Origin of the sequence: Limosilactobacillus reuteri subsp. simiae, assembly GCF_020784875.1 — a bacterium.
Taxonomy (GTDB): domain Bacteria; phylum Bacillota; class Bacilli; order Lactobacillales; family Lactobacillaceae; genus Limosilactobacillus; species Limosilactobacillus reuteri_H.
On record NZ_JAJGUI010000112.1, the window covers coordinates 51,581 to 77,547 of the forward strand.

General features: G+C 37.4%; 23 protein-coding genes. 10 read left to right on the forward strand and 13 right to left on the reverse strand.

Annotation, left to right across the window (positions count from 1 at the left end; genetic code table 11):
* Positions 1-61: 61 nt before the first annotated feature.
* On the reverse strand, positions 62-718 hold the full coding sequence (locus LMC10_RS08335; protein ID WP_229269508.1) for a L,D-transpeptidase: 657 nt from the start codon (positions 716-718) through the stop codon (positions 62-64).
* Between the two features lie 516 nt (positions 719-1,234).
* Between LMC10_RS08335 and LMC10_RS08340 the strand changes: the two genes are divergently transcribed.
* The 3 genes from LMC10_RS08340 to LMC10_RS08350 all read left to right on the forward strand — a co-directional run bounded on the left by LMC10_RS08340 (position 1,235) and on the right by LMC10_RS08350 (position 4,055).
* The gene (locus LMC10_RS08340; protein ID WP_229269509.1) at positions 1,235-2,620 is read left to right on the forward strand and encodes a L,D-transpeptidase; all 1,386 of its coding nucleotides are present in this window, start codon (positions 1,235-1,237) and stop codon (positions 2,618-2,620) included.
* A gap of 198 nt (positions 2,621-2,818) precedes the next feature.
* Positions 2,819-3,457, forward strand: coding sequence for an NAD(P)H-hydrate epimerase (locus tag LMC10_RS08345; RefSeq protein ID WP_229269510.1), 639 nt, complete (start codon positions 2,819-2,821; stop codon positions 3,455-3,457).
* 103 nt (positions 3,458-3,560) lie between these two features.
* A complete protein-coding gene (locus LMC10_RS08350) occupies positions 3,561-4,055 on the forward strand; it encodes a helix-turn-helix domain-containing protein (protein WP_229269511.1) in 495 nt (164 codons plus the stop codon).
* A 122-nt stretch (positions 4,056-4,177) separates the two neighbouring features.
* On the opposite strand, the gene hisS is transcribed toward LMC10_RS08350, so the two are convergent.
* The 3 genes from hisS to LMC10_RS08365 form a co-directional block, all read right to left on the reverse strand.
* Entirely contained in the window at positions 4,178-5,455 is a 1,278-nt protein-coding gene (gene hisS / locus LMC10_RS08355; protein ID WP_229269512.1) for a histidine--tRNA ligase, read from the reverse strand.
* 326 nt (positions 5,456-5,781) lie between these two features.
* The gene (locus LMC10_RS08360; protein WP_229269513.1) at positions 5,782-6,978 is read right to left on the reverse strand and encodes an MDR family MFS transporter; all 1,197 of its coding nucleotides are present in this window, start codon (positions 6,976-6,978) and stop codon (positions 5,782-5,784) included.
* 1 nt (position 6,979) lies between these two features.
* On the reverse strand, positions 6,980-7,600 hold the full coding sequence (locus tag LMC10_RS08365) for an LVIS_2131 family protein (protein ID WP_003675343.1): 621 nt from the start codon (positions 7,598-7,600) through the stop codon (positions 6,980-6,982).
* A gap of 224 nt (positions 7,601-7,824) precedes the next feature.
* Here LMC10_RS08365 and LMC10_RS08370 point away from each other — a divergent pair, with 224 nt between their 5' ends.
* Complete coding sequence (locus tag LMC10_RS08370) at positions 7,825-8,010, forward strand: LBP_cg2779 family protein (protein ID WP_003665077.1); 186 nt, start codon at positions 7,825-7,827, stop codon at positions 8,008-8,010.
* A gap of 132 nt (positions 8,011-8,142) precedes the next feature.
* Here the strand turns inward: LMC10_RS08370 and LMC10_RS08375 are convergent, their stop codons facing one another.
* Positions 8,143-9,087, reverse strand: coding sequence for a LacI family DNA-binding transcriptional regulator (locus LMC10_RS08375; RefSeq protein WP_078009733.1), 945 nt, complete (start codon positions 9,085-9,087; stop codon positions 8,143-8,145).
* Between the two features lie 425 nt (positions 9,088-9,512).
* Here LMC10_RS08375 and LMC10_RS08380 point away from each other — a divergent pair, with 425 nt between their 5' ends.
* Both LMC10_RS08380 and LMC10_RS08385 read left to right on the forward strand, forming a co-directional pair.
* Entirely contained in the window at positions 9,513-11,228 is a 1,716-nt protein-coding gene (locus tag LMC10_RS08380; RefSeq protein WP_229269514.1) for a LysM peptidoglycan-binding domain-containing protein, read from the forward strand.
* Between the two features lie 163 nt (positions 11,229-11,391).
* Complete coding sequence (locus tag LMC10_RS08385) at positions 11,392-11,709, forward strand: ArsR/SmtB family transcription factor (RefSeq protein ID WP_003665080.1); 318 nt, start codon at positions 11,392-11,394, stop codon at positions 11,707-11,709.
* Between the two features lie 104 nt (positions 11,710-11,813).
* Here LMC10_RS08385 and LMC10_RS08390 read toward each other — a convergent pair whose 3' ends face one another.
* The 6 genes from LMC10_RS08390 to LMC10_RS08415 all read right to left on the reverse strand — a co-directional run bounded on the left by LMC10_RS08390 (position 11,814) and on the right by LMC10_RS08415 (position 17,704).
* Positions 11,814-12,050 (reverse strand): hypothetical protein, encoded by a 237-nt coding sequence (locus tag LMC10_RS08390; RefSeq protein WP_035157089.1) that lies wholly within the window; start codon positions 12,048-12,050, stop codon positions 11,814-11,816.
* A gap of 117 nt (positions 12,051-12,167) precedes the next feature.
* Positions 12,168-14,150 carry an ABC transporter ATP-binding protein/permease gene (locus LMC10_RS08395; RefSeq protein WP_229269515.1) on the reverse strand — a complete coding sequence of 661 codons (1,983 nt, stop codon included), beginning with the start codon at positions 14,148-14,150 and terminating at the stop codon, positions 12,168-12,170.
* A 96-nt stretch (positions 14,151-14,246) separates the two neighbouring features.
* The gene (locus LMC10_RS08400) at positions 14,247-14,936 is read right to left on the reverse strand and encodes an ABC transporter ATP-binding protein (protein ID WP_228341145.1); all 690 of its coding nucleotides are present in this window, start codon (positions 14,934-14,936) and stop codon (positions 14,247-14,249) included.
* A gap of 17 nt (positions 14,937-14,953) precedes the next feature.
* Complete coding sequence (locus tag LMC10_RS08405; protein ID WP_229269516.1) at positions 14,954-16,012, reverse strand: ABC transporter permease; 1,059 nt, start codon at positions 16,010-16,012, stop codon at positions 14,954-14,956.
* An 11-nt stretch (positions 16,013-16,023) separates the two neighbouring features.
* Positions 16,024-16,536: a TetR/AcrR family transcriptional regulator gene (locus LMC10_RS08410; protein WP_229269517.1), complete on the reverse strand. Its 513-nt coding sequence runs from the start codon at positions 16,534-16,536 to the stop codon at positions 16,024-16,026.
* A gap of 157 nt (positions 16,537-16,693) precedes the next feature.
* Positions 16,694-17,704 (reverse strand): zinc-dependent alcohol dehydrogenase family protein, encoded by a 1,011-nt coding sequence (locus tag LMC10_RS08415; protein ID WP_003665087.1) that lies wholly within the window; start codon positions 17,702-17,704, stop codon positions 16,694-16,696.
* 522 nt (positions 17,705-18,226) lie between these two features.
* Between LMC10_RS08415 and LMC10_RS08420 the strand changes: the two genes are divergently transcribed.
* From LMC10_RS08420 to LMC10_RS10505, 4 genes are all read left to right on the forward strand, one after another.
* Positions 18,227-19,867: an Nramp family divalent metal transporter gene (locus LMC10_RS08420; RefSeq protein WP_229269518.1), complete on the forward strand. Its 1,641-nt coding sequence runs from the start codon at positions 18,227-18,229 to the stop codon at positions 19,865-19,867.
* Between the two features lie 266 nt (positions 19,868-20,133).
* A complete protein-coding gene (locus tag LMC10_RS08425) occupies positions 20,134-20,817 on the forward strand; it encodes a hypothetical protein (RefSeq protein ID WP_267495646.1) in 684 nt (227 codons plus the stop codon).
* Positions 20,818-21,145: 328 nt separating this feature from the next.
* On the forward strand, positions 21,146-22,951 hold the full coding sequence (gene thrS / locus LMC10_RS08430; protein WP_003665090.1) for a threonine--tRNA ligase: 1,806 nt from the start codon (positions 21,146-21,148) through the stop codon (positions 22,949-22,951).
* Positions 22,952-23,213: 262 nt separating this feature from the next.
* The gene (locus tag LMC10_RS10505) at positions 23,214-23,348 is read left to right on the forward strand and encodes a hypothetical protein (RefSeq protein WP_013923897.1); all 135 of its coding nucleotides are present in this window, start codon (positions 23,214-23,216) and stop codon (positions 23,346-23,348) included.
* Between the two features lie 43 nt (positions 23,349-23,391).
* Here LMC10_RS10505 and LMC10_RS08435 read toward each other — a convergent pair whose 3' ends face one another.
* On the reverse strand, positions 23,392-24,636 hold the full coding sequence (locus tag LMC10_RS08435; RefSeq protein ID WP_229269520.1) for an MFS transporter: 1,245 nt from the start codon (positions 24,634-24,636) through the stop codon (positions 23,392-23,394).
* Positions 24,637-24,645: 9 nt separating this feature from the next.
* Positions 24,646-25,938, reverse strand: coding sequence for an alkaline phosphatase family protein (locus LMC10_RS08440; protein WP_219285807.1), 1,293 nt, complete (start codon positions 25,936-25,938; stop codon positions 24,646-24,648).
* Positions 25,939-25,967: the final 29 nt, after the last annotated feature.

Consider the following 25,967-nt stretch of genomic DNA (forward strand, 5'->3'; position numbering starts at 1 on the left):
TTTTATTCTTTCTAATAATTGATCTACTCTTGATTATCTTTAAGATTTTAGCGCTACACAATTAGCCGACAATCTCAATTTTAGTACCAACTGGCAAATTCTTTTCCATCCATTGAGCGTCTGGCACTGAAAGCCGAATACACCCGTGAGAACCCTGTGTTTTTCCAAGTTTAGCAGCTTCTTGTTCATTATATTTTCCATCTGCTTTAGTCGGAACACTATGGAACAAGTATTCTCCATGATTTTTCCAAGAAACATAGTAATTAGCTCCCTCTTTCAACGATTGATTGAAGAAGCTATCTCCTCGCTCTTGTTGAGCATAAAATGTTCCTATCGGGGTCACACTTTTCAGCTTACCAGTTTTAGGATCTTTTTTATAAATTCCACCTGTGCTATACATTGTATAAATGACTTTTGAGCCATCATACAAATATGTCCGATTATTTTTTAAGTCAACTTTAATCCAAAAGTCCTTCACTTTATTCAAATCTGGATACGGAACTGTTTCCGAGGACTTATGCCAATCAATTGGGGTTCGCATATGACTTTCACTATTATCGATTTTCTTTTCTTGTGTTGGTTTTTCTTTTACTTGCGATTCAACTACTGCTTTTTGGGGATGGGCATTCGAAGTAGCACGTAATTCTGGACCAATTGCAATTATTGCTACTAATAAGCAAAATATTCCATAAATCCAATGCTTTACTCGTAAGTTCAAATTAATTTCTCCTTTACAGATAATTCAAAACATCACTATTATAATTATAGGGAATTTTTTATTCAATATACTTTAAAAAAGGTGTACAAAATGCGAGATAATCTTAAAGTTTCATACTTAACTGCTATCTTTTTCTTTATTGTTGCTATCATTTATGCAAATCTTGCGTAATAATCGTGAGGATTCTACTATGACATCATTTTTTTCATTCATATCAAATATTTGGTCGTATACCATCAACCATAAATGGTCAAAGGATATTTTACGAGCCAACATCCTTTTTATTCTTTTAGTTATTGTTTACGATCTTTTTCACTTTTCATTAAAAATAATTAATTGGCGGATCTTTTTTAAAGTATTTCTGCTATTAAATATTTGTTTGTTTTTTAAGTTTCTTTTAGATGGTATTGATCGCTATTTAAGAACACGGTAACTTTATAAATTCTTTATTGAGTTATCAATTTTCCGTGCTAAGATAGGAACGTAATTATTTATTTTCGATTTGAGGAAGGTACAATGCATTCATATATTAAATACTGGATAGCAGGAATAGGAGCATTATTAATTATAATGATTGCGGGGATGACTGTTCACCAGAAAAATCATTTCAATAAAAACGTAACCATCAATAACATTGCCGTGGGAGGGCTAACAGCCAAGCAAGCTTTTGATAAGGTAAAGGGGACCTCAGGAGCAACCAAGGTATATGTTGACAATAAGCTAGTTTACCAAACTAAATCCATGAAGGCTAATTTTAGCAATAATGATGAACAAAAATTTAATCAAGCACTGAAAAAGCAGTTTACATTTTTCCCATCACATAAAGCAACGAACTTATCAATAAAGCCAGATAACTTTGATCAAGATTCGTTTAATATTGCTAAAAACAAATTAACTAACAAGGTACATCAACTTAACACAAGTCGTAAAGCTCCCGTTGATGCTTACGCGATCTACCAAAATGAGAAAGTTTCTGTAGTTCCTGCGGTTAAGGGTAATAAATATGATTTACAAAATGCTGTTAATCAACTAAACAATCAAGCAGGAAGTACTAAAATTAATATTACTTTACATAAGGAACAACCGATTGCTGCAAATAGCAAAACCGTTAAGAATGAGGAAAAACAGTTAAATAAGTTAAAAGGAAAGAAAGTTACTTACCTCGTTCAAAATGAAAAGTATAACCTCACTACCAATCAAATTATTACCCGGGCAACTTATCAAAACGGCAAGTATCATTTCGACACTACGGCCTTAAATAAACAAGTAAAGAAAATCAATGAGAAACATGCAACTCTTGATAAGCCATTTAAATTTAGAACTCATTCTGGAGCAGAAATTACCACTACAGCTAATGGTTCCTATGGTTGGAAAATTAGCGAGAAAAAAGCTGGCAATTCATTAACTAAAGCAATTATCGATGGTCGCCAAGAAGTTGATGGCGAGCACGATATTGAAGGAAAAGGCTATAACACTGCTGGACTCGGCTACAATGTTACATCCAATAATGGTATTGGCGACACTTATGCTGAGGTTTCATTAGCTGACCAACGAGCTTATTTCTACAAAGATGGTAAATGTGTCCTTGAAACAGATATCGTTAGTGGGACTAATAACGAAGGCAACAAAACGCCAAAGGGAGTCTGGTATATCATGTACCAACAAAGTCCTTCCGTTCTCCGTGGACAAAACGATGACGGCTCAAGTTATGCAAGTAAAGTTAATTATTGGTCGCCGTTTACTTTAACGGGATGTGGCTTCCACGATGCAAGTTGGCGTCACAATTGGTCCAAGACTGCTTACCTAAGCGATGGTTCGCACGGCTGTATTAATATGCAACCAAGCGTGGCGGGACAAGCCTTTCATGATTTAAAGCAAAATGAACCTGTTATTATTTATTAATACTCTAAGAGGTTGGGAACCCCCAGCCTCTTTATTATTTTAAAAGAACGCCTAACCGGACTGTGGTAAAAAACTTGCAAGCTAGCTTACTTTTTTATTCTCTTAATTAATATATACGTAAAAAATTTCCCTTTGCACCTCATAATTCTAAAATAGTGGTACAGTAAAAATGTATCTTAACCTTAGGAGGCTTAGATTATGACTGATAAAATTGTTACTTCAGAAGAAATGCGACATTACGATTCTTACACCATTAATACAATTGGTATCCCTTCCCTTGTGTTAATGGAACGAGCTGCATTAGCCGTTCGTGATGAAATTTTACATGCTTTTCCGATCGCGCTAAAAGATGTGGTAGTAGTTGCTGGTAGTGGAAATAATGGCGGGGATGGAATAGCCATTGCACGGTTGCTACATCTTGCTGGTGCCCATGTAACAATCCTCAATATAGGTAATCCTAAACATGCGTCTTCTGAACACCAAACACAAGAAAAAATCGCGCAATATTATCAAATTCCCGAAACCTCTGATCTCGCTGTCCTTAATAAGGCAACATTAATTGTCGATGCAATGTTTGGAATCGGAATCGATCGTACAGTAAAAGGAGCTTATGCCGACGCGATTAATGCGATTAATAACACTGATGCAGTTGTCGTTGCAGTAGATATGCCATCAGGAATTAATACTGATACGGGAGAAGTAATGGGGACTGCTGTCAGAGCTACTACAACCGTAACTTTTGCCTATAATAAAGTTGGCTTAACTAAGAATGACGGAAAAGATTACGCAGGAAATGTTGTCGTCGCAAATGATATGGGAACCTATGCAGTAGACTGATTAGAATATTATTTACCGAGCCGTTTTACTATTAATCACTGAATATTAATATTATTATAATAAGTGACGAACGTTTCAGTGAACTAATTTGGAGGTAAATAATATGTCAGAATTAACAACCAAATTATTTATAGATGTTAAAAATTTTGAAAAATACCAATCAATGTTAAAGTGCCAAGTACACATTGAAGAAGAACGTCATGGTGATTATTGCTTACCAGGTTTTCCTGATCGTCACAATTTCCACCGCCTTCTCCGGATTTTACGTAAACATGATGACGGTTTAACTAGCAAACAACTAATTTACGACTTCGATTATCGGCCAAGTGACCTCGAAGATGCTACTAAAGCATTAGTAACAAACAATTTGGCAACTACTACCCCAATTAACGAGGAAGACTACAAAATTCAGCTTAACACTGAAGGTATCGAAGTTGCTGATAATTTGCTAAAGCGTCGTGACAAGATTGCTGAAGCTGCTTACCACACATTAAGTGAAAATGAACAACGAGAATTAGACCGTCTTGTAAACAAGCTAATAGAGGATTATGCAAACCGCGACGTAAATTACAACGCCCTTGGAAATATTTGCCGTTAAAATAATATCCTATTCAAAAAAGGCAGAGGCTAAGAGAATTTTTCTATGATCTCTTAGTTTCTGCCTTTTTAGTAGCGACAAGTCTTATTAAGAAAGTACTTTCCCACTCATTTTTAATTTAGTTATTTCAAATATTCTGTTGGATTTGCTACAAAATCGCTAATTTTAATAGTTGTTGCATCCTTAGTAGCAGCATTCTTTAATTGGAAAGTTCCTTCTTCAACTTCACGAGCGCCAAACACTGCAAAGTACTTCGCATTACGACGGAAAGCTTCTTTGATCTGCTTACCAACTTTTACCCCACTGTAATCTTTGTCAGCCACAATTCCTTGCTGACGAATTTTACTGAGGACTTCAAATGCCATTTCATCTCCTTGCTGATCAGCACTAGCAAAGAAGACATCTAGTTGGTCTTGAGGAGCAAATGCAGGATTTTCTTCTTGGAGTAAGAGCATTAATCGTTCAACACCCATTCCGAAGCCAATTCCACCTTCTTCAGGACCACCGAGCTGGCTAATCAAACCATTGTAACGACCCCCTGCACAAACAGTCGTGTACCCACCACCAAATACTGGTGAGTCTGACATAATTTCAAAAATAGTATGGTTATAGTAATCTAGGCCCCGCACCATATTGGTATCAATTTCAAACTCAATTCCTAATTTATTTAATAAGGCCTGTACTTCGTCAAAGTAAGCTTGTGACTCTTCATCAAGATAATCAAGGATTGATGGAGCTTCTGCAACAATCTTCTTATCGCCTTCATCCTTACTATCAAGTACACGCAATGGATTCTTATATAAACGTTCTTGAGAGTCTTTACTCAATTCATCATAGTGAGGCTTCAAGTAGTTAATTAATGCTTCACGGTAATCTTCACGAACTTTTTTATCCCCAAGAGTATTAATAACCAATTTAACATTTGGCACTCCAAACTTCTTAAAGAGCGCCATTGCCATTGAAATAACTTCCACATCAATCTGTGGTGACTCATTGTTTAATGCTTCAACCCCAATTTGGTGGAATTCACGTTGTCGTCCTGATTGTGGCCGTTCATACCGAAACATTGGCCCCATGTAATAAACTTTAAAAGGTTTAGGATATTCTGGCCCATAGAGCTTGTTTTCCACGTAAGCCCGTACTACTCCCGCTGTTCCCTCTGGACGTAATGCAATATGCCGATCACCTTTATCATGAAAATCGTACATTTCTTTTTCAACAATATCTGAAGTATCGCCCACATTTCGTGAAAAAACATGGTAGTCTTCAAACATCGGTGTTCGAATTCCACGGTATCCAAACTGGTTAAAAACTTCGCGCGCATTTTGTTCTACTTTTTCCCAAATACTTGTAGTTCCTGGTAAGATATCTGCAGTTCCCTTTGGCTTTTGATAATCCATTAACTGTGTTTCCCCTTTCGTTACGTATAAAAACAAAAGCCCTCTAAGACCTTAACAGCCTTAGAGGGCGATATTCATCACTGTTCCACCTCTATTTCACAGTAACCTCACAGTCACTGCCTCATGGAGTTGCGTTAACTCCTGACGATAACGGAATCACCGGAACAGACTACTAAAATTCATCCTTTCAGCTAGTAGAGGTGGATCATGTCTGCTCCCAGCTCTCAGCTCAACTGGATCTCTGTCAATTACACAGGCACTTTGTTTCTACGTCAATGCTTTTATAATACATTAGTGATTTTACCATAGCTTACAGATTTTGGGTATCATTTATCTAAATTAAGCCGCCGCTGAACTCGGTGTAAATACCATAAATAAAGACAGATAATAATCAGAGTACCGGTCATTAGACAAAAGACTGAAATAAATAAAAATTGATAACTTCCTTTTTCAATGACAAATCCACCGTACAACGGACCAATCGCCCGTCCAACCGACATCATAATATTAAGCAAGCCTTGGTAATGCCCTGCTTCGTCGACATTAGTCAGTTGAGCAATCCAAGCAGGTAGGCCAGCAAAACTAGTCATTTCACCAATTGTTAAGATTACAAAATCAATAACAAAAGCTGTCAAAGTCCGAGCAAAAATTAACAGGAGGAAAGATAAGGCAAAAATGAAGATTCCCACAATAATTTGCGTTGATAAACGAACATAGGGACTTAACTTATTAATAAGTGGTTGGCCGATAATAATTAATACCCCATTTAATGTCCATAACATACTATAGGCATAGAATGGAATCCCCATGTTTGTCATATGGACTGCCATTACACTTTCCCATAAGGAATAACTTAAATGAACCGTAATATAGTTTATGAGAATAAACCAAACCAAGACGATCCATCGCGAATGCAATTGGCGGGAAACATGATAGTGTTCTTGGATCTCTGAATTATTTTTAATTGCATCTACAGCCACATTAAATGTTAAAACAACTACTAGCATTAACAAGGCATAAAAGATTGTTGCTACAGCAAAAACTACCACTACACTAATCGGTAAAAGAACACCCACCAGCAACGTTCCAATCACAACTCCGATATTAAAGGCCATATAAATATAATTAAAAACATAACGGGAAGAATGATCACTGACCAACGTCCCATAGGAATTAACAATCGTGGCATTGATTCCATCCCCAAAGCTATTAATCGTAATTAGGACAGCATACCAGGGCCAACCATGAATAAAGATCAATAAGAATATCGCTAGTGTTGAGAGGCTAACTCCTAAAATAGCTGTTTGATATTGTTTCCAATGGTCAAATAACCACCCTCCCAAATAATTTCCCATCATCATGGCAATCGACATTATTAACATCACAAAGCCAGCAGTCGTCAGAGTTTGGCCAAGGTAATTATGAAGATACATAGTTGTAAGTGGCCATAAAAAAGCTGCCCCTGTGTTGTTTAACAGACTTGCAAGGGCAACCCATTTTAATTTTACTGTTTGCTGTTCCATTTTAACGTTCAGATACCATATCAGAGGAAGGTACACGTAAAAGCGTATAGGTTACAGCACTATGATTTGCCTTTAACCCTAGACCATTAATAGCAGTATTTTTATACTTTACATCCATTACCGCTGCAAAAGCATGGCCTGTCTTGGCATCCTCTTTTTCCAATTGCTTTTTATCCCATGGCAAAGCACTCGCATCTAAGGTAACTATCCGTGATCCATCAGCAACTGATCCATACCGGGAATTTGTTGTGTATTTATCATTTCCAGCCCAGTACGTATATGACACAATTGGGTGCTTGCCGCTTTTACTACGGGTCGCTAAAACATAATAGAAATCATCTGACTTATTTCCCATTTGAAGTGGGCGATAGGTAATTGAAGTCTGTGTTTGTTGATGATTATTAATGTCAACTGGACGGAAAAATGTGAGATATGACATCCCCCCGAGCCAACATAACGAGACAACTAATAAGATCACATAGCGAATCACTAAATTTAATTTAAATACTTTTTTTGTCTTCGCAATCAGCATTAATTGTTTAACACGGATATAGTGGATTACATAACAAAAAAAGGCAATTGCACATATCCACGATAGCCATCCTAGCCAATTCCAACTCATAATTTTCAATACTCCATTCTCTAAATTATTTACTATGATTATCACACAAATTGATTCACTTGTCGTTAAATCTTAATAACAAACGAATAAATTTAATAAAATAACTACAAGGATAAGTTCAAACTGTGCTAAACTAATTTTTGGTAACAAACTGTGTCTTGATTTAGAATAAGAGATAAGGTTAGTATTATTTAATAATATACCTACTAAGGAGGAATGTTTTCATGGACAATTTGAGTGAGCTTGCTCAAGAATTGATTAACTTTGAGCGCGAAAATGACTTAAATGATAATGAAGTTGCTTTCGGCAGTCATTTATCTGTTGAACGAATTCACGAAATTAAATCATCCAATACTCCAGTAACTTCAGAAGAAGTCGAATTGCTTCAACGGTTCATGCAAAGTAAGTAACATTACCATTCATACCATTGTAGCAAAATCAAAGCTAAATATTTTCTAAAGCAGAACTAATAATATTTCTCTGCTCTAATCTAAAAAAGGATCTAAAAGAAAACATCACTTTCTTCTAGGTCCTTTTTCTGCTTATTTTGGTTGATAAAATTCAACCGGAACAAGTTTAGTTTCTATCTTTTCATGAGGTGTTTCTATTCGCTTCATTAAGGTTTCAATTAATTCTTGTGCCAACAATGGAATTGGTTGGATTACTGTTGGAAGATAAGGCGCTACTTTTCGAATTAATCGCGAGCCATCATAACCTGTAATAAAAAAGTCTTTATTTATTTGCTTTCCTGCCTGGTAGTAAAGATTGCTAATCGTTAATGCTTGAACATCATTAGAAGCCAGCACTCCATCATAATTACCAGGGAACGTAGCCTCAAGATCCAAATGTTGGATAGCTAAAGGTTCAAAATCTCGTTTCTGTTTATTCAAAAAATCAAGTGCTCCTTGAATCCGATTGATGGTAGGTGAAACAGACGTATCTTCATCCACAATTACCGCCAAGTGTTTTACATCATGTTCTACCAAATACTTCGCTGCTAATTCACCCCCGTGGTAACTATCAGCTGCAACAATTGGGATATTATCGGCAAGATATCTGTCAAAAGAAACAATGGGAGCAGTAAGTTGGTGATATTCCTCTATCCCCAGATTATGAGAACCCGAAATAATCCCATCTACTTGATTTGCCATCAACATATTTAAGTATTCATGCTCTATTTCTGGGTTTTGTGCCGATGATGCAATAATTGTTTTATAACCCTTTTTAAATAACTCATGTTCAAGCTCATTTGCTAATTCTGCAAAAAATGGATTAATTAAATTAGGAAAAATCAAGCCAACAAACTTAGATGGTTTTCCCTGCATTGCCCGTGCCAAGGCATTTGGTTGGTAATTCAACTCTCGCATCGCTGCATGGACCTTATCAATCGTCTTTTGACTTAAAGAACCATAATTATTTATTACTCTTGAAACAGTAGTTACTGAGACCCCCGCTAATTGAGCAACATCTTTTAACTTAGCAACCATTCTAAAACTCCTTGATTAATTTCGTTTAAGTTATTCCATTATTATAGCTCACCATATTTGAACAATCGACGGTTACTTTAAATATAATTTTAATCGCTATTTTCACAAAAATGTGTTCTATTACATATGTTTAATTTATCATTTATCTAAAAATATTTTTCATTTGATAAAACATGTTTTGTGAAGATGATAATTATTGATTTTATGATATTTTCTCCCCAGTTTTAAAGGATTTCACTTGTTTTTTACCTTCAAATTAAATTGACGCTAAAGAGAATTAATGCTAGTTTATAGGTAGTTGAATCTTTAGAACTTCTTAAACTTTTTGACCTTTTTGATATTATTTTAATTTATGAAATGATTAATAAGCCACTTTTAGGAGTAATGTTTAGGAATTTCAAATATAACTTAAGGAGTCACTGCCAATGAATCGTCAATCTAATAATGATCCATCAACCCATTTTAAAATGTACAAAAGCGGAAAAAAATGGGTCTTCGCTGGATTAACTGCTGTTACCTTATTAACTGCTAGCGGCGCTGTTGCTCATGCTGATGATGCTTCAGTTTCTTCTGCAGAACCTGCCGCTACTACTACTGCCAATACACAAAATAATACAAATAGTACCGCTGATTCTTCTGCTGCCACTCAAAGTACATCAAACAGCGCCTCAACAGAAAATAGTGCTGCTTCTAATGCCAGTCAAACTGTTGCCAGCCAAACCGCAGCTGATTCAGCTTCAGCACAATCTGCTGAAGCTAAACAAGCTGCTCCTGCTGCTCCAAAGGCTGCTAGTGCTGTTGCTGCAACGCAAGAGAACTCAACAACAGATTTAAGCGCCCTCCATTTCAGTAATAACGCTTCACAACAAGCATTCATTCAAAGTGTTGCTTCTGGTGCAATCCAAGGATGGAATGAATACAAGGTTCTCCCTTCAATTACAGTTGCCCAGGCTATCGTTGAAAGTGGTTGGGGCCGTTCAGCCTTATCAACCCAAGCCCATAACTTATTTGGAATTAAGGGTTCCTATAATGGAAATTCAGTTGTAATGCGTACACGGGAAGTTTATGGTGGCCGGAGCGTTTACGTTAACGCCAATTTCCGGGCCTACGCTAACAACTCCGAATCAGTTACTGACCACGGTCGCTTTCTCAATGTAAATAGTCGTTACCGTAACTTACTTGGTGACACTAATTATGCATCTGTTGCAAATAAGCTTCGGCAAGACGGCTATGCTACTGATCCAAACTATGCTAGTACCTTAATTCGTTTTGTTCAAACATATAACTTAAACCAGTTAGATGCGGTTGCCCTTTCTGGTAAAGTTGTTACAAATAAGCAGACCGAAAGTGCTCAAACTCCAGAAACCAATGTAACTGTTTCTAACACCGGTTACTATACTGTTAAGGGTGGAGACACCTTATCACGCATTGCCGGACAATTTAATACGACTGTAAATAACCTCGCCGCCTTAAATGATATCCACAATGTTAACCGTATTTATATTGGTCAACGGCTCTTGGTTCGTCAACCTGCTGCTGAACAACAACAGCAACAAACAACCCCTAAGCAAACAGAAACCAATACTACCACTAACAGTAATACATACACCGTTAAAAGTGGCGATACCCTTTCACAAATTGCGGGTAAATTTAACACCACTTATACTCAATTAGCTCAGCTCAATCATATTAGTAACTCTAATATGATTCATGTAGGTCAAGTATTAACGCTTCATCAAACTACAGCTCAAAATACTACTACTAACCATCAAGAAAGCCAGCAAAATAAACAAGTTACAACTAGTGCTAATGGCACATACACCGTTAAAAGTGGTGATACCCTTTCACAAATTGCCGCTCGTTTTAACACTACAACATCTGCATTAGCTTCAACTAACCACATTAGTAACCCTAATTTAATCGAGGTTGGCCAACAATTACGGATTAACAACAATAGTGCTAGTACACAAAAAACCACTTCACACTATTCCACTACTAATCATGGAAATTACGTAGTTCAAAGTGGTGACTCACTATCAAAGATTGCCGCCTACCACGGATTAAACTGGCGGTCAATCGCAGCTAAGAATAACATTCAAAGTCCATACACAATCTTTGTAGGACAACGTTTATCACTATAGTTGCTCAATTTAAAATAATTAAACAATATATAGCAAGAAGTATAATAAATTCTATGCCTCTTGCTTTTTTGTTTTAAAAAAATTCTTTTCTGTTCTAGAATAAAGGTAGGCAGTTTATTATTAATATTCACTAAATTACTATTAGGGAGTTTATAGAAAGTAAGTGATATTTATTGTGGTAGACCGTTGGACAACAGATATTCCAAATGTTAATAAAATCAGTCAATTATTTAAATTACTAGGGAATCCTAAAAGATTACAATTATTATATTTGCTGATTCAACATTCGATGAGCGTTTCAGAAATTAGTATGAAGTTGAACTGGGAACAATCGGGGGTTTCTCACCAGCTGCAACTATTGAGAAAATATAATTTAGTTCAACAACGGCGAGAAGGGAAAACCGTTATCTATCATTTAGAGGATCCGCAGGTAATGACCTTGATCGCTGATGTATTAAGTCATGCAGAAAAAATCATCTAATAATTTAGTGAATATTCTTTGGGATCCCCCCATTGAAATAAAAGAAAGGCGTTTAGAACTCATCCTAAGTCAAACTTAGACGATGACTTCTAAACGTCTTTTCGTTAGTTAACAAATTTAATTTCTAATCGTTCATTTTCTAAAACTCCTTTTACAATCAATGACTTGCCATCATAGAACTGATGCTTATCTAACCAAAACCCAAGATGTGCGTGACTATAAAACTTAAAACTATACCGCATTGCATTATTCAGTTTACTAACCCGCAACACACCTTGTGAGCCATCTGAACAAGTAATATTTTGTGATTGATTATTATCATGAACATAAATTATTGTCATTCTTCTCACCTCCGTTTTTATTATATCCTATTTTCGGACTGCCTAAAATATTTTTAAGCAAAATAAAAAAAAAAAAAAAAAAACAACTTCAGCTATAGGAAAGTTGTTGCTTTTTAACTAATCTGCAGCTAATGCATCAATTGGATTAAGATTTGCCGCCCGGCGTGCAGGAAGCAATGCGGCAATAAACGAAATTACAATCGCAATTACAATTGCAAAGATTACATTTCCAACAGTAATTTGCACAATATTATATTTAATCAAGCCATACAGAGCGTGGTTAATAATAACCGTTACAACTGCAACAATTAACAGTGCAAGAATTGCGGAAAACAGTCCAATAAAGACAGATTCAGACGTAAATAATCGGCGAATATCTTTCTTTCGTTCACCCAAGGCTCGCAAAATACCGATTTCTTTTGTCCGTTCCGAAACCGACATGTACATTGTCACAATAATCATTAATGCCGACACAAGTAATGAAATTCCAGCAATTGAAGCAAGAACCGTGGAAGCAAGACTAACATAAGTATTAACAGTTTTAAGGATCGACCCGACTGTAATCGCTCCTAATATCCGTTTGTTATTACTACCACGAAGATTGTCGATCTTATTCGCTACTCCTTGAACATTGTCAAGATTTGTTACATTAACGGTTGCAAAATTAGCAGCCGTAGAGGCATTCGCTTTTTGAAGCAGCGCACGCATAGTGGAATAAGTAATTGAAGTCCCGGCACTCGCACCTTCTGTAATCCCTGCTACCTTGAAGTTTCCAGAAACGGGAACTGGACTATTATTGCCATCTATCCATGTAAATGAAAGACGGATAGTTTTACCAACCATTTGCTTATAATTTTTGGCACTTGATAATTGGATTGCTTGTTGCTTTGTAAGAACGATTTCACCATTCTTGGGTTTATGCCCCTGCTTGATTGAATTGCTAGTAATTGCCTTACTCCAGGTACTTAGTGAAGTTCCGCTCTGCTTTTTCCCACTATAATCAAGCTGAAAGGCACTCACCATAATTCCCGGCTGGACAGACGACACATTATCAAGCCTTCGTAACCGGTCAATATTATGGTCGCTAATCGTCATTGATTGGGGATTAGCTGCCATCGTTTGTCCTAACGATGATTGAATTTGTTCCTGGGTCATCTTTTTACCAGTTGTGTTTTTAAATACGGTAATTGCCTGCGGGTTAGCAAGCGAGTTAATCTGGTTTTGAATGTAACCATTTATCCCATTACCTAAACCACTAAATAAGAGTACCGCAAAAATACCAATTGCGGTTCCAAGCATAATTAACGAATTACGCCAGAAGTTATAAGTCAAATGCTTAAAAGCCGTTCGGTAGCTCGCCATCGCCGGTAGAACTCGTGGAGTAATCTCTGTAGGGTCTTCTGGAATCGGATAAGCAGGACGTAATCTTTCATCGCCGTCAATTTTTCCATCAGCTAAATGAACAATTCGTGTCCCATTATCCGCTACTTCCTGGGAGTGAGTAACGGCAATCACTAATTTCCCATCACGAGCAATTTCGTCTAATAATGCTAATACTTCTTTTGTATTCTGCGCATCTAAGGCTCCTGTAGGTTCATCAGCAATAATAATTTGTGGATCACTGGCCAATGCCCGAGCGATCGCTACCCGTTGCTTTTGCCCTCCTGACAAATGGTTCGGATGCTTTTTTACTTGCTCACTTAAACCAACCTTATCTAAAAGTTCCAACGCGCGCTTCCGCCGTTCTTCCTTAGTCAAAGTTGTCATATCCAACGCAACCAAAACATTATCCAGCACCGTTAAGTGAGAAATTAAGTTATAGGACTGATAGATATAACCCACTGTCGCACGCCGATATCTATCTAGTTGCTTTTCTTTTTTATGGTCGAGGATTTTACCATTTACGAGGACTTCACCTTCAAAGTTACGATCAAGGCCCCCAATGATATTCATTAAAGTGGACTTTCCACCACCTGATTCACCAAGGATGGATACAAACTCTCCCCGATCAAACTGCAAGTTAATTCCCTTAAGAACTGGAAATTCCTCTTTGTCAAGATAATATGATTTATATATGTTTTTTAATTCTAAAAAAGCCATTGCATCCTCCCCTTTACTATTTATTTAGTCCGTTTATTATAGCAAGGTTCGTTATAAAAAAGGCTTTTTGCTCATAATTCTTTAACATTATTTATATTATTGGTCTGTGGAATTTTTGCTTAATGTAAGTTTCCCATCGGCTAACTCGTAAACATTATCTGCATATTCACGTAAACGTAAATCATGGGTTACAGCAATCACCGCTTTTCCTTTCTTTTTAGCCAGATCTTGAAATAATTGTCCCACTGACTTTACTAAATTACTATCTAGAGCTGCTGTTGGTTCGTCTGCAAGAATTATCTCAGGATCGGTATATAAAGCACGCGCAATCGCTACTCGTTGGTTTTGACCTCCTGACAATTCAGAAGGGTATTGCTTGAGCAGTTTTTTTATCGCGAGTTTTTCCAACAATTCATCAAAAGCTGCTGATGAAATATTACCGCTCTTCTTTATACGATCAACAAGTTTAAATTGATCAGCCACATTTAGATAGGGTAGCAAGTTATACGACTGAAGAATAAAACCAATTTTCTGCAAGCGCAGTTCATCACGTTTTTTAGAAGATAACTTTTCAATATCAATTCCATCAATTAACACTTTTCCGGAAGTAGGTGTTTGTAAACCGCCCGCAATTGTTAAAAAGGTACTCTTTCCTGATCCAGAAGGCCCTAAAATCAAATTTAATTCTCCCGCTTTAGCAGAAAAATTAACATCTTTAAGAACATGAACACGGCTAATTCCTTCGCCATAATATTTGTTAACATCTACTAACTTCAATTTTGACATAACATTTGCCTCCCATCTTAATTCAAGGCCTGTACGGGGTCAATCTTAATAATCATTCGCACTGGTAATAATGAACCAATCATCCCAAGAACTATTAATCCCACTGCCATTAAACTAATTAGGGGCCAATTCATAATAACTGGTACCGACATTGGAATTGCCACACTCGTAAGAAGGGTTAAAATAATTCCTCCTATTACACCACTAATCATTAGGAAAATTGATTGAGTAACTGTTGCAAGAATTAAGTGCCGCGCAGGAATTCCTTGAGCGCGCATAACTGCATAATGACTTATTTTTTGCATGGTAAGAATATATAAGAAGACCGCAATTACAATTAACGAAATTACCATTAAGAACCCAATCATAAAAGTAAAGGTATTATTTTGTGCTGAATATCCCGGTAGCTTATTAATATATTCGTTAACAGTGTAGTGTTGGAGAGCGGGATAGGAACTTTTACTAAGCTTATGGTCAGAAAAGAGTCCGCTAGCAACAGCCGAACTATTTAATCCTCTCAGTTCCCGCCAAACTGGCAAACTACCATATATAACGGGAGCAACGCTAAATTTAGCATCATTAACAAAGCCAACAATCTTATATTTCTCATTTTGAGAATTGATTGTTACTCGATCCCCTAAATGGTACCCCTTTTTACTTAAACTCTTGTCAACAACAATTTCGTTATTTCCCTTAGCTTGACGGCCACTTGTAATCTTAATCTTTTCCCGGGAAATAAATTGGTCAGGGTCTAAACCGATAAATTGAGCACTTTCTTTACTTGCTCCTTTTTCTTTGAGAACTACTGGTGCCTGACCAACAAGTGCAACATTCTTTTGATCTTTACCAGATAGTTGGTCACGAGTAATAATTGATTGTCCAAGATTATCATTACTATTTTTATTTAGAAAAACAGTTTCCGTACCCCACTCTTTAATGGCGGCATCATTTTCATTTTGGAGTCCCAACATCATCCCCATTAGGAAAAACATTAGGTAACTAATCAAAACAATCATGGCAACAATTAATCCATAATGCAGCTTTTCATGTTTCATTTCTTTTAGTGCTAAAAACATATTATAACCTCCTACTGCAACAATGCAGTCAGTGCCTTGGATAGCCGTTCAATTGCTTCATTTTGTTTATCAGGTTGAAGAAGGCAATCCTTAATTGTTTCATGACTCAAAACCATTACACTCCATTCTTGAGCACTATGTATCTTAATTTGCGGCTGCGTATTATCACGTAACAATCCTTCATTTGTTTGAAAGTGCAAACGCATAAAATCACGGTACTTACTTCCGTTGATCTCATCAACAAAAGCTTTAATCTGATTAACATAATCACTCGCAGCTAAAATATGGTTTACACGGGTAATTGGTGTATGAATTTCTAAAATTGCCACTTGATAAAGATACTGATATGCCTCCGTTAAATCTGTAAAGTATTTATAAAATGCTCCTCTGGCGATTCCTGCTTGTTTTACAATCCGTGCAACTTGCGCACTTGCTAAGCTATGTTGACTAAATTCTGTTAGTAATGCATTAGTAATAAGTTCTTTTTTCTGTAGATTTAAATTTTCAAATGTTGTACTTGGCATCTTAATTCCTCCACCGCATCGTGACACCGTGTCACTGTGAATGTATTTTATACGTTATCACCAAAGTGACACCGTGTCAATTATTAGATAAAAAAAGCGAGGCGAAAAATTTTTCGCCTCGTTTTTAATATATTTAAATTTTTATCTTAATCTAGAATTAAGCTTCTTCGCCGCCAACCTTAACAACAGCTTTTGAAACCTTACCTAATTTACCACTAACAAAGTCTTCAACACCATCAAGGTCTAATTCGTGTGAGAAGAGTGGTAATGGGTCAACAACACCAGAAGAAAGAAGTGCAATTGAGTCTTCAAAAGTGTAAGGGTTAATGAAGGCCCCTTGAATTGTAAGTTGCTTTTGGAATACATCGTAAGTGTTTACTGAGAACTTGTCATCAGGGTTACCAACACCAAACATTAATACTTGCGCACCACGAGCTGCAGCTGCAAGTGCTTGTTCTTGAGTAGCTGGCAAACCAACAGCTTCAACAACGATGTCATATGCATCAGCAGGAATTTCTTCCTTAGTAGTGTTGATAGTCTTAACACCGAAGTGCTTCCGGTTGTTTTCCAACTTTTCATCTGAACGACCTGCTAAAGTAACTTCGTGAATACCACGAGCCTTCAAGATTTGTGCAAATAATTGACCTTCAAAACCGTCACCTAATACTAAAGCCTTTTGGTATGGGTGAGTTTCAAGTAAGTCAACACCGTGCATTGCGCATGAAATTGGTTCAACAACGGCAGCTGCCTTTAATGAAACATCATCAGGGATTGGGTAAACAACTTTTGCAGGAGCAGTAAAGTATTCTTCAAAACCACCGTTACGGGTAACACCAACAGCATCAAGGTGTTCACATAATTCTGGGCGTTGAGTCCGGCAGTACTTACATTGACCACAGTAGATGTTAGGATCAACAGTTACACGATCACCTGGCTTAACGTTAGTAACTTCTGAACCAACCTTTGTAACTACCCCTGAGTTTTCATGCCCTAAAACGATAGGAGGAACAGCTGATGCAGATCCTGGAAGACCGGCATATAGTGCTTTATCAGTACCACAAATACCAGCGTAGGCAGTATGAATTAAGACTTCATCAGGCTTAATTTCAGGTTCTTTAATATCTTCAATTTCGAGTTGCTTTTTACCTGTTAAAACAAGTGCCTTCATAATTAAAATACCTCTCTTGTGAATTTAATCATTTGTCAAGTGATAGTATAGTGTGAAAACGCCTTAATTGTCAAACGTCCAACAATTATCTCACATTCTTTTCGCCGTCATAAAACGTTAAACTCAGCAAATCCGAACCTATATAAATCCCGGTATAGAAGCATTTTCTAAAAAAGCGCAATTTTTAAATATTTTTTTCTTCACTAAGTTTATGCTATTTTTTTGTTATCACATAAATGGTTTTACTTTCATTTTTTCAATTACATAATTTCACAAGGCTTTTTATCCTATTTAGCGTTTTACATCAAGAAATAAAATGTTTCTACATATAAAGTAATAAATTCTAAATTTATATAGAAAATTTCTCCAGCTTTCAGAAAGCGCTTAACTACCATTAGGCACGCCAAAACTTATCTCCAACCGCTCCTCAAGATCGCCCAAACGGCCGTTATAACGGCGATTTTCCATTGCAGGATATATTTTTTTATGTTACCCTAACAAAGTATTCGAACTTAGTTAATTATGATTTCCAATCTAATTAACAAAACTCAAACGAAAGGTGGATTTGGCGTGGACGACACAAAGAATCAACATCGGAAGCATAAACTTATTGAATATGCTAACGGTAAATCACTAGAGGAAATCAACGGAACAGTTGAAGTTCCTCGTGGAAAAGGCTTCTGGCGAACATTATTCGCTTACTCTGGTCCCGGTGCATTAGTTGCTGTGGGTTACATGGATCCAGGTAACTGGTCAACTTCAATTACTGGTGGACAGAGTTTCCAATATACCTTAATGACTACTATCTTGATTTCAAGTTTGATTGCGATGTTACTTCAATACATGGCGGCTAAACTCGGAATCGTGAGCCAAATGGACCTTGCTCAGGCAACACGGGCACGTACCGGTAAAGCATTAGGTATTATCTTATGGATTATGACTGAGTTGGCGATTATGGCTACTGATATCGCTGAAGTTATCGGGGCTGCTATTGCATTAAACTTACTGTTCCACATTCCGTTGATCCCATCTGTATTTATTACTGTTCTTGATGTTTTAGTACTGCTATTATTAACCAAGATCGGATTCCGGAAGATTGAAGCAATTGTTGCATGTTTGATCTTGGTAATCTTGTTTGTTTTTGCTTACCAAGTTGCCTTATCTAACCCTAACTGGGGTGGCGTATTTATGGGTCTCCTTCCATCAGCTAAGGCAATTGCCCAACATCCAGAAATTGGTGGTATTACTCCATTAACTGGATCATTAGGTATTATCGGTGCGACTGTTATGCCTCACAACCTATACCTCCACTCAGCAATTTCTCAAACTCGGAAGATTGACCACAATGATCTTGATAGCATTCGTCAAACAGTTCGTTTTACTACTTGGGATTCAAATATCCAATTATCTTTAGCATTTATTGTTAACGCCCTTCTTTTAATCATGGGGGTTGCTGTTTTCAAGACTGGTGCTGTTCAAGATAGTTCTTTCTTCGGTTTATATGATGCCTTGAATAACACTTCTATGCTTAGTAATCCAATCTTAATTGCGGTTGCTAAGTCGGGTGTACTATCTACTTTATTTGCGGTTGCTTTACTTGCCTCTGGTCAAAATTCAACTATTACTGGAACATTAACCGGTCAAGTTATCATGGAAGGTTTCATTCATATGCGGATGCCTCTATGGGCACGACGGTTAGTTACCCGGATTATTTCCGTTATTCCAGTTATTGCTTGTGTTGCTATGACGAGTGGTGAAAATACCATCCAACAACACACTGCCTTGAACCTTTTAATGGAAAATTCACAGGTATTCTTAGCTTTTGCCCTTCCATTCTCAATGTTGCCATTATTAATGATGACTAACAGTGAGGTTGAAATGGGTGAATTTAAGAATAGTGGCTGGGTTAAGGTTTGCGGGTGGATCTCTGTAATTGCCCTTACCTTCTTAAATCTCTACAACCTTCCTGCAACTTATGAAGGTTTTGGCATTTGGGCAAAAGGAACATCTGACGTTCTCGCATATATCACGATTATTGTCATTCTTGCTCTTCTTATCTGGACTTGTGTTGAACTCTACAAAGGGGACAAGCGATTTGCTGCTGAAGGCAAAGGATTCGGACAACGTGAAGCTCAAATGAAAGATTCAGCTTTAGAAGAGTAAAATAAAAAACTGGAAGCAAACTTCCAGTTTTTTATTTTTGTAACGATTCTTTCACAAAATGTTCATACTTGAACGGTATAGTATAGACAATCCCTAATATAAATAAACCCCTATTTTTCTTCTATACTATCCCCCCTCAAAATAGCTATGAAGAAATACGAAAAGTGGTCGGCCCATAATGAGTCGACCATTTTTTAATACATCTAGGCTCACCATGGTATAATAAGGAACTAGATATATTACTCATTAAGTATGAGGTGAAATCATTGAATAATAAAGATAATAATCAAAATAACAATAAGCGGCGACCTACGCGGGTTGAGCTTTATGACACTCCTAAGCCAGGAGAAGAAAAGAAAAAACGTTCTTTCTTTAATCGTAAGCCTAAACAGACTACTCCTAACCATAAACATAAGACAGCATCCCCTAATAAGAAAAAGAATCCATATGGAATTTCTCGCCGGATGTTTAAAGTCATTTTAGGCTGTCTATTAGTTGTCTTAATTGCAACCATTGTTATTTTTTTAGTTAAACAACAGGACCCTGTCAATGTTGATAGTAATGACACTACTGTCTCTACAAGTACTTCATCACGCAAGAAACATAAAAAGAGCAGCAGTAGCAGTCATAAGCATCGTTCAAATTCCAATGACAGTGATGATAATGATACTCAAGATACTTATAGTATTTCAACGCCTAGTCGTTCAAACAGCACGCCTCAGACAAATCATTCAACTAACCAACAACCAACTACTAACTCTTCCTCAACTCCACAACAAAACCAACCATCGCAGGAAGAACATCACGATCAAGGCAACAGCCAACAACAATCTACTTCACAACCAGCAAGCAGCAATTCTGGATCACAGCCTAATCAAAGTTCGCAAAGTACTAGCTCCCAGTCAAACCCGCAACCAGTTCAACCTCATTCTCAAAATAATCAACATTAATTTGGAATAAAGGGGTTGTCAATTAAAGTGGGCGTGCTATAATCAAGACAATCGATTGAAGGATATGCACCTTCAAAGTCCTCTACAGAGAGTAAGTGCCTTGAGTGGAAGCACTTGTGAGTGACAATGATGGTTGTACCACCTTCCCTTATTATTAGCCGAGATAAGGCTAGTCGGATCGTGTCCGTTACCGCACCTTAGAGAGGACATTACTAGTGTGTCCTAAAGATGGGTGGAACCACGCTAATTTTTGTTAATTAACGTCCCTGATACTTTCAACGCCGGAAGTATCAGGGACGTTTTTATTTATATTAAAGGAGAGATTTCTATGGCTCAGGTTGCTGTTATGTCCCCAGATGGATCAGTTAAGAAGATCGATCGGGATTCACAAGAAGGTTTAGAAGCATTACGTAAGCTTTCTGCATTAATGTTAAAGGCTGCATTAAAACAAGAATTTAAGGGTATTCGACTTGGTGAAGCTGTCGCTGACGAAGATGGTTTCCACGTTGATTCTGATAAAGATAATCAACAAGTTTCTGCCGACGAATTACCAGCTCTTGAAGATGTAATCAAGGGAATGGCAAAGAACGATGTTAAGGTAGAATTTGTTGAAGTACCTGTAGAGGAAGCACTTGCCGAAGTAAAAGATGATCGTTTCTCAACTGAATTGATCAATGAAAATGCTAAAGACGGCAAAGTAGCAATGTACCAACTTGGTGATGTCAAAGCTGTTGCAGATGATGACATTCTTTTATATGGTAACGTTGTTAAAAACTTACGCCTTCTTTCTGTTGCTGGTGCTTACTGGAAAGGTATGTCTTCAAATCCAATGCTTCAACGGATTTACGGAACTGTCTTCTACAAGAAGGACGCATTAGAAGAAGACTTAAAGAAACGTCAAGAAGCTAAGGAACGTGACCACCGTGTTATCGGTAACCAACTCGACCTCTTCTTTGTTGATCCTAAGGTTGGTGCCGGTTTACCATACTGGTTACCAAAAGGTGCTACTATTCGCCGGACAATCGAACGTTACATCATTGACCGGGAAGTTGCCGATGGTTACCAACACGTTTATACTCCAGTCCTGATGAATCTTGATGCATACAAGACTTCTGGCCACTGGGAACACTACCGCGACGATATGTTCCCACCAATGGACATGGGCGATGGCGAAATGCTTGAATTACGGCCAATGAACTGCCCAAGCCATATTCAAGTTTACAAGCACCATATTCGTTCATACCGTGATCTCCCATTACGAATTGCTGAGCTTGGTATGATGCACCGTTATGAAAAATCAGGTGCCCTTTCTGGTCTTCAACGTGTTCGTGAAATGACTTTGAACGATGGCCACACTTTCGTTACCCTTGACCAAATTCGTTCTGAATTCGCAAAGATTTTGAAGTTGATCATGAGCGTTTACGAAGACTTTGATATTACTGACTACAGCTTCCGTCTTTCTCTTCGTGATCCTAAGAACGTTAAGAAGTACTATGCTAATGACGAAATGTGGGAAAAATCCCAATCAATGTTGAAATCAGCAATGGACGATCTTAACCTTGATTATTATGAAGCTGAAGGTGAAGCTGCCTTCTATGGTCCAAAACTTGATATTCAAACTAAGACTGCTCTTGGGAATGACGAAACAATGTCAACTATTCAACTTGACTTTATGCTTCCAGAACGATTCGGTCTTTCCTACGTTGGTCAAGACGGTAAAGAACATCAACCAGTTATGATTCACCGTGGTGTTGTTGGAACAATGGAACGGTTCATGGCTTACTTAACAGAAATTTACAAGGGTGCATTCCCAACTTGGTTAGCCCCAGAACAAGTCCACATTATCCCTGTTAACGAAGAAGCCCATGGTGAATACGCAGATAACCTCGCTAAGAAGATGAAGGCTGCTAACATTCGGGTTAATGTTGACCACCGAAATGAAAAGATGGGCTACAAGATTCGTGAAGCTCAAACACAAAAGGTTCCATACACTCTTGTTGTTGGAGACGATGAAAAGAATAACAATGGTGTATCTGTTCGTAAGTACGGTGAAAAGGAACAAAATGAAATGAGTCAAGAAGCATTTATGAATGAAATTCTTGAAGATATTGCTTCTTACTCCCGTGAAAAGTAATTAAGACTAAAAATGGCTCTATCACAACTTTGTGAAAGCCATTTTTTTGTTTTAAATTTTATGAAAGTGAAATTTTTAGCATAACTTTAACCACCAAAAATAAACCGTTTTCGAAGTGTTCGTGAAGTTTTGGACAACCTAAAATTAGTGATTGACACTATTACTCAAAGGCTTTATAGTAATAAACGCTCGCTTCTGAGCCACTAAATATATTAATTAATTATTCTAAAAACAAAAACTATTTATTTTGGAGGTATAAGATATGTCTACTATGAACGATTTATTTAAAGCAATGGGTAAAGCTACTGAAGAACATCATGCTAGCGGTCTTTCATTTGAAGCTAAGACTGATGCACCTGCTGGTATTGGTCAAGGTATCCTTAACGTTCGCAAGTAATTTTAAAAGGTCATGATTAGGAATTTCCCGATCATGACCTTTTTTATTTATCCTTAATAGCCGAAGCAAATATAAACATAACTAACCCCAGGGCAAATAGAACACTTAATGAAGCTGCACCGACCGTCGATTTACCAGTCCATTGAGTAACGATTCCGACAATAAAGGGACCGAGAATTGCGGAAAACTTCCCAAGGATATTATAGAAACCAAAAAATTCACTACTGTTATTTTTGGGAACAAGGCGGCCGAAGTATGATCTACTAAGTGCTTGAAGTCCGCCTTGGCTTGTCCCAACTAAAATAGCTAAAATCCAAAAATCAGTCAAAGTTTCTAACCGTAAAGCATAAAGACAAATAAAGAAATAAACAATAATGCCTAGCATAATAATTCGTCTCGTAGAAAATCTATTAGCAAGCCAACCATATAAAATTGAAAATGGGACAGCAATTAACTGAACTACTAACAGAACGACCATCAGCATCGTTGTTTGAATTCCTAAATCTTTACCAATAACCGTTGCCATTGTAAAAATTGTATCGACACCGTCAATATAGAAGAAGTAAGCAACTAAAAACCATGTCAACTGCTTATATTGATTAATATGATGCATGGTTCTTCTCAGACGGCGCAAACTATCGATAAAAGGATTTGTCACACTGTTGACGCTATAACGTTGATGACCATTTTTTAATAACGGCCACGCAAAAATAACCCACCAAACTGCAGCCAGAATAAAACTAAATCGGGCTACTCCATAACTGTTTAGGAGACCGCCAAAGCCTTTACTTAGTTCTGCGACTAAAAAGATGATAAAGGCGACCACTCCTCCTAGGTAGCCCATTCCATAACCGGTCGACGAAACACGGTCCATTTGCTTATTATCAGCTACATCTATTAGGAAACTATCATAAAATAAATTTCCTCCTGAGTAACCAATGATCGACCCAATATAAACAAGTAAAAGCACCTGCCAATATTTGGTTGGAACAAGAGCAAGCCCAATTGTCAGTATAATCCCCAACCAAGTAAAGAGATTTAGCCAGCGTTTTTTTGCATGCGGATAATCAGCCAATGCTCCTAATAAAGGTGCAAGTAATGAAATAATAAGCGTGCCAAAACTATTTGCGTATCCCCACAGCGCTGTCGAATTTGCTGCACTAACACCGGCATGATCAGCTACTGCTTTGAAATAAACTGGTAAAACAGCGGTCACAACTAAAATTCCATAACCAGAATTTGCCCAATCATAAAAAATCCATTGCCATTGTTGTCTTGTAAACTTCACAATGTCACCTCAGTCTTTAAAGATTGCATCAATTGCTTGTCCGGCAGTTGAAGTCGGATAATGTAATCCTAATAATTTAGCAAATGTCGGTCCTTCGTCAACCAGGTGAGCATTTTCAACAGTCGCACCACTTTTGATTTGGGGACCAGCAAAAATAGCGGTAGTGAAGTAATTTGCTTGTGTTGGCCCGTAACCATGAACGCCACGATAGCGATCGTGAGTTCCAATTGATTCTGGATCAACTTTTTCGACAATCGCTGGCCTGTTTACCTCATCAGTGAAATAGTATCCTGGTTTGGCTTCGACGAGGAATGTGCACTTAGGATCTGCGCCCCGTTTGATCGCCGTTGCGTTATCATAGATTCGCTCAACTCCTTCGACACCAGCAATCATTTGCTTAAGTTTCCCTCGGTCTACGGCGCCACGAGTGTAAATATAAGTTTCTCCATCGCAAGTTTTAGCAGTGACTTGCCAGTTATTTCGATAAGTACTTTTCTTTCCAAGAGGGTGAAGAAGTCCTTGTTGCGCAAATAGCATATTCAAATGAATCATCTTATCAACATTAATTTGATAGTGATCCCCTAAAATTACAAAGTCTGTTTGCGCATAAGTACCGGCATCTTTCGTCGCTTGAATTATCTTAGCTACGCGTTTATCTAGACGCTGTAATGCTTCTTTAGCTTGTGGTGACCGAACCCCATAACGGTGACGCATACTATCCATATCAACTAAGTGAATCAAGGTTAAGTCTGGCTTTTTATTTTTAATCGTATCAACCGCACATGCTGTTACAAAATCGTCAAGCCACGGTTGCTTAATTCCGTGCCGTAATTTACCATATTTCTTATTCATTTCATATAGAAATAACGGACTACTTGCCTTTAACGAAACTAGTACTTGATTTGTCCAAATTCGATTAGGAAAGATTTCCGCAAGGTTATAATCAATCTTACTGCCAGCAGTCACAGGCCACAAAAATGCAGCAGTTGTTAAGCCCTTTTCTTTTGCAACATCATAAAGGGGCATCGATTGAATATCTTTTCGATACCAGAACCAGTCAGGCGATTGCCGTCGTGGCTGCAATTTAGTATTGTTAATAATTCCATGTACGGCCGGATACTGACCGGTAATAATCGAAGTATGGGATGGGTAAGTTAACGTTGGAAAGATTCCTTCAACTTTTTTCACCCAGGTTCCTTTTTCTATTAAATTCGCTAATGTTGGTGTCAATTGACGTAATTCGTTTAGGTCACGAAAACCTAATGAATCTAGCGAAATAACAATTAGCTTATGCTGTTTCATCAGTTCATCTGCTTTCTTTTCAAACTCAT